The organism is Streptomyces triticirhizae, assembly GCF_003696235.1.
GTDB classification, from domain to species: domain Bacteria; phylum Actinomycetota; class Actinomycetes; order Streptomycetales; family Streptomycetaceae; genus Streptomyces; species Streptomyces triticirhizae.
The window spans coordinates 1-5,239 of the sequence record NZ_RFFJ01000289.1 but is presented as its reverse complement, the minus strand read 5'-3'; the positions used below and the strand labels follow the sequence as shown (position 1 = coordinate 5,239).

At 72.9% G+C, this 5,239-nt stretch carries 5 protein-coding genes; all 5 read left to right on the top strand.

Annotated features, from left to right (window positions below; translation table 11 throughout):
- Positions 1-230 precede the first annotated feature (230 nt).
- Entirely contained in the window at positions 231-2,492 is a 2,262-nt protein-coding gene (locus EBN88_RS28280) for a glycosyl hydrolase (RefSeq protein WP_122399871.1), read from the top strand.
- 187 nt (positions 2,493-2,679) lie between these two features.
- Positions 2,680-3,186: a pyridoxamine 5'-phosphate oxidase family protein gene (locus EBN88_RS28275; protein ID WP_122399870.1), complete on the top strand. Its 507-nt coding sequence runs from the start codon at positions 2,680-2,682 to the stop codon at positions 3,184-3,186.
- 200 nt (positions 3,187-3,386) lie between these two features.
- Positions 3,387-3,926: a GNAT family N-acetyltransferase gene (locus EBN88_RS28270; RefSeq protein ID WP_122399869.1), complete on the top strand. Its 540-nt coding sequence runs from the start codon at positions 3,387-3,389 to the stop codon at positions 3,924-3,926.
- Positions 3,927-4,064: 138 nt separating this feature from the next.
- The gene (locus EBN88_RS28265) at positions 4,065-4,853 is read left to right on the top strand and encodes a TIGR03936 family radical SAM-associated protein (RefSeq protein ID WP_122399872.1); all 789 of its coding nucleotides are present in this window, start codon (positions 4,065-4,067) and stop codon (positions 4,851-4,853) included.
- 197 nt (positions 4,854-5,050) lie between these two features.
- Positions 5,051-5,239 (top strand): hypothetical protein (locus tag EBN88_RS32230; RefSeq protein ID WP_147472879.1); only part of this gene is annotated, 189 nt, incomplete at its 3' end.

The window sequence follows — 5,239 nt, the reverse complement described above, 5'->3', positions numbered from 1 at the left end:
CGGCCGACCACGCGCGCCTCACCCGCACCACCCGAACCACCCCACCCGCCGCCGCGCCCCAACTGATCGCCGAACGCGGGGAGTCTGCGACTTCTGAACGAGCGGGACCGGACTTGTCCCGGTTCCCGTTCGATCCATTGACACAAAATTTGCCGGTCTCTAGGTTCAAGCGCCAAGAGAGCGCTCTCAGCCGTCCCCTTCCCCCCCACCGGTTGCGAGGTACGACATTCATGCGGCCACTCACCCACCCCAGACGCGTCATCCTGGGCCTGACCGCCGTGGCCACGGTGGCGGCCGGGCTGACCCTGGTCCCGGGCTCCGCGACCGCCGCCGAGATACCGGTCGGCAGCGGCAGTTACTCGGACACCAGGCCGGACGGCACGGTCGGCCCGTTGGACTCCGACGGCAACCCGGTCCTTCCCCAGGTCACCGACAACGTCGCCGACCAGCCGGTGCCCACCAACGACTGGTGGTCCTCGCTGGTCTTCAAGCGGTACGCGGACATCCCGCACTCCCAGCCCATGTACGGGCACCCGCTGAGCTACCAGGCCGTGGCCAACGGCCTTGAGGTCGGCTACCAGACCCAGGCCGCCGTCGACGGCGCCGCCTACAACTTCCCCCACGTCGCGGACCTGACCCTCGGCCTCGCCGGGCTCAACTCCCCCGACACCAAGGCCGACGGCTGGTCCGACTGGACCGTCACCCCGTACTGGGAGGACGACGCCCACACCTTCCGCGCCACCATCGGCCACGGCAGCCCGTTCGTCTACGCCGAGGGCACCGGCGGCGACGCCGAGATCACCACCGGCGCCGCGCCCGAGGTCTTCGCCGACGAGGGCAGCACCCTGGGCGTCACCGTCAACGGCCGGGACTACGCGCTGTTCGCGCCCGGCGGCAGCGCCTGGACCGTCTCCGGCGACACCATCAGCTCGGACCTCGGCGGCAACGGCTACTACTCCGTCGCCGTGCTGCCCGACCAGTCCGCGCTCGACCTCTACGCCCAGTACGCCTACAGCTTCGTCACCGGCTCCACCGTCGACTGGTCCTACGACGAGTCCGCCGGCCAGGTCAGCGCGACCTACACGCTCCAGACCGAGGCCAGGGAGGGCGAGGAGACCGGCACCATCCAGGCCCTCTACCCGCACCAGTGGCAGCACACCACCGACGAGTTGACGGACTACGAGTACGTCTCCCCGCGCGGCACCATGCGGGTGCGGGACGGCGCCTCGTTCACCACCACCCAGAGCGTCGTCGGCGTGCTGCCGACGCTGCCCGAGAGCGGCGGCCCGGACCAGGCCCAACTCGCCTCGTTCGTCAACGAGGTGGCGGCCGACGCCACCGTCGGCTTCGGCGACACCTACTGGAGCGGCAAGCAGTTCGGCCGCCTCGCGCAGGTCGTCGGCATCGCCGACCAGATCGGGGAGACCGCCGCCAGGGACACCATCCTGGACGCCATGAAGGCCGGCTTCGAGGAGTGGTTCACCGCCGGCGGCGCGGCCCAGTTCGCCTACGACTCCGACTGGCGCACGCTCACCGGCTACCCCGCCTCCTACGGCAGCGACCAGGAGCTGAACGACCACCACTTCCACTACTCCTACTTCGTCTACGGGGCGGCCGTGATCGCCCAGTACGACCCGGAGTGGGCCGCCGAGTCCGCCTGGGGCGGCATGGTGGAGGAGCTGATCGCCGACGCCGCCAACCCGGCGCGCGACGACGACCGTTACCCGTTCCTGCGCGGCTTCGACGTCTACGCCGGCCACAGCTGGGCCTCCGGGCACCAGGGCTTCGCGGCCGGCAACAACCAGGAGTCCTCCTCCGAGTCGGTCAACCTCAGCGCCGGCCTGATCCTGTGGGGCTCGGCCACCGGCGACACCGAGCTGCGTGACCTCGGCGTCTACCTGCTGACCACCGAGTCCGAGGCCATCCGGCAGTACTGGTTCGACGGCAACGAGGAGAACTTCCCGGCCGACTACCAGCACAACACCCTCGGCATGGTCTGGAGCAACGGCGGCGCCCACGCCACCTGGTGGACCGGCAACCCGGAGGAGATCCACGGCATCAACATCCTCCCGGTGACCGGCGGTTCGCTGCACCTCGCCCAGGACCAGGACGCCATCGTCCGCAACCTGGAGGAGCTGGTCGAGGAGAACGGCGGCCCGCCCGTGGAGTGGAAGGAGATCCTCTGGGAGTTCCAGGCGCTCGCCGACCCGGCGGCGGCCCGCGCGGCCTACGACGGCGACGGCGGCGGCAGCTACGAGCCGGAGGCCGGCGAGTCCTGGGCGCACGTCTACCACTGGATCTACACCCTGGACGCGGTCGGCGCCCCGGACACCTCGGTGACCGCCGACAGCCCGACGGCTGCGGCCTTCTCCAACGGGTCGTCGACCACCTACACCGCGCACAACTACGGCGACAGCGAGCAGACGGTGACGTTCTCCGACGGCGCCACGCTCACCGTGCCACCGAACTCGTCGGCCACCCAGACCGGCTGACGGGACGTCCCGACCCGGGTCCCCCCACCACCGTCACCCCGGGTCGAACCCCCCACCGCGCGCCGCCCCGTGCCCCGAGAAGGGGCACGGGGCGGCGCCGTTCACGACGCGCGTCCGGCGATGAGTTTCGGGTGCCGCCCCGGTCCAAGCGGGGGAGACCACACCCGCGCGAACGCCGGAGGCACCCATGACCGAGCCCACCACCACGCTGGCCCCCGAGTTCAGCGCGCCGGGCGCGCGCCCCACGCCCTGGTCGGCCGCCGTCGAACTGCTGGAGAACGCGGAGGTCTTCTGGCTCTCCACCGTCCGCCCCGACGGCCGCCCGCACGTCACCCCGCTGCTGGCGATCTGGCGCGACGGGCGGGCCTACTTCACCACCGGCGCCGCCGAGCGCAAGGCGCGCAACCTGGCCGTCAACCCCGCCGTCGTCCTGACCACCGGCCGCAACGCCCTCGCCGAGGGCCTGGACGTCACCGTCGAGGGCGTTGCGGCGCCGGTCACCGACGCGGCCGTGCTGCGCCGGCTCGCCGCCTCCTACGCCGCGAAGTACGGGCCCGACTGGGCCTTCGGGGTCGGCGACGGCGTGCTGACCCACGACGAGGGCGGCGAGGCGCTGCTCTTCGAGGTGACCCCGGTCCGGGCCTTCGGCTTCGCCAAGGGCGCCTACGCGCAGACCCGTTGGGACCTCGACTGACCGCGCCGCGCACCCGACCGGGCCCGGAGAACCCCCGCGAACCTCCCCGAGAAGGCCCCGGAAAGGTCCCCGGAAAATCCTGAAGGGCTGTCGCTGCCCGTAGTCTCGCTCTGACCTGGCGTTATGTCAACGGGCCCGCCGGCGCCTCCCGAGGCGCTGTTGCCGAGGGCTGACCAGGACCGCAGGATGGTCCGGTGCCCATGTTGATCACACCCCGCAGTGCTCTGCGTAACACGTTTCTTGACGCCGTCCGCGAGTTCCAGGGCGAGGGGCGCGGCAGCGCCTCCGACGACACCCTGCTCGGCCACCAGATCACGGTCTGGCAGGACCGCTGGGCCGAGCAGGGCGGGTTCGACGAGTACGTGAGATCGCTGATCGCCGACGCCCGCCCCGAGACCCCGCGCCCCGCCGGCATGGTGCCGACCACCACGCTCTGGTTCGTCGAGGGCGACACCTGGCTCGGCCGGCTCTCCATCCGCCACCAACTGACTCCCCGGCTGCGGGAGTGGGGCGGCACCATCGGCTACGACATCCGCCCCTCGGCCCGCAACCGGGGCCACGGCCGCGCCATGCTCCGCGCCGCCCTGCCGCACGCCTGGGGTCTCGGCTTCGACCCCGTGCTCGTCACCTGCGACGCCGGCAACGCCGCATCCCGCAAGGTCATCGAGGCCACCGGCGGCGTCTTCGAGGACCAGCGCGGCGAGAAGCTCAGGTACTGGGTGCCCACCTCCCCGTCGTAACCTGGGAACCCGAGGGGGCCCACGACACGGGCGCCCGCCGCGCGCCACCGACGACGGCCAGCGCGGCCCCTGAGCGACCGAGGGACTGAGGACAAACTGGGCAAGCGACAGCCCGTAGGACCGCCGCCGGCACCCGTGGTGCAGCGCGTGCGGCTGCGGTACACCAAGCGCGGCCGCCTGCGGTTCACCAGCCACCGCGACTTCCAACGCGCCTTCGAGCGGGCGCTCCGCAGGTCCGAGGTGCCGATGGCCTACTCGGCCGGGTTCACCCCGCACCCCCGGGTCTCCTACGCGAACGCCGCGCCCACCGGCACGGCCAGCGAGGCGGAGTATCTGGAGATCGCGCTCGCCGCGCCCCGCGACCCCGAGGAGCTGCGGCAACGGTTGGACGCCTCGCTGCCCGACGGGCTCGACATCGTGGCGGCGGTCCCGGCCGCCACCGGCGACTTCGCCGAGCGACTGGCCGCCTCCGAGTGGCGGCTGCGGCTCGACGGGGTGCCGCCGGCCGAGGCGGAACGGGCGGTGGCGGCCTTCCTCGCCGCCGAGGAGATCCCCGTCCGCCGCCAGACGAAGAAGGGGATGCGGGACTTCGACGCCAGGGGCGCCGTGGTCGCCCTCGGCGTCGAGCCGGCCGAGCCGGGTGGGTCCGATAGGCCCGGGTCCGCTCCCTGTGCGATACTGCGCCTGGTGGTACGGCATCTCACCCCCGCCGTACGACCCGACGACGTCCTGTCCGGTCTCCGCGCTGTGGCCGACCTGGCGCCGCCGGTCCCCGCAGCGGTGACCAGGCTGGCGCAGGGGCCGCTCGATGAGGAGACCGGTACGGTGCTCGACCCGTTCGCGCCCGACCGCGACGCCGCCCCCGCCGTGCTCGTCACGGCCGATGGGCAGCCACCCGCGGCGGCGCCGGGAGCCACCGGACAGTGAGGCCGTCGCAGCGCCGCAGAACGGCCTGGTCCGGGAGCCACCCGGGCCGGACAGTTCCGGCCGGCGCATCGACCAGCAGACTTTCGCCGTAGCCGGACCCGGTCGGTCCGGAACCGGCGAGTGACACGACAGCTCCCGAGCGGCGCCCGCCGTGACTGGGTGGGGTGCCCGGGAGCGTGACGGGAGAACCGCCCGCAATGCACGATCGACACGACTCCGCCCAGGCGGACGGTGCGGAACGCACCGAGGACCAGAGCACACAGGACCCGCAGGACACACCGAGCGACACCCTGCCGCCCCGCCGCCGTCGCCGCGTGGCCAGCCGCCCGGCCGGGCCGCCGGCCCCCACCGCCGAAACCGCCTCCGCCGACGCCGCGTCGGCGGAG

Coding starts and splice junctions, on each gene's coding strand:
- EBN88_RS28280 (WP_122399871.1), top strand. CDS start 231: ATGCGGCCACTCACCCACCCCAGACGCGTCATCCTGGGCCTGACCGCC.
- EBN88_RS28275 (WP_122399870.1), top strand. CDS start 2,680: ATGACCGAGCCCACCACCACGCTGGCCCCCGAGTTCAGCGCGCCGGGC.
- EBN88_RS28270 (WP_122399869.1), top strand. CDS start 3,387: ATGTTGATCACACCCCGCAGTGCTCTGCGTAACACGTTTCTTGACGCC.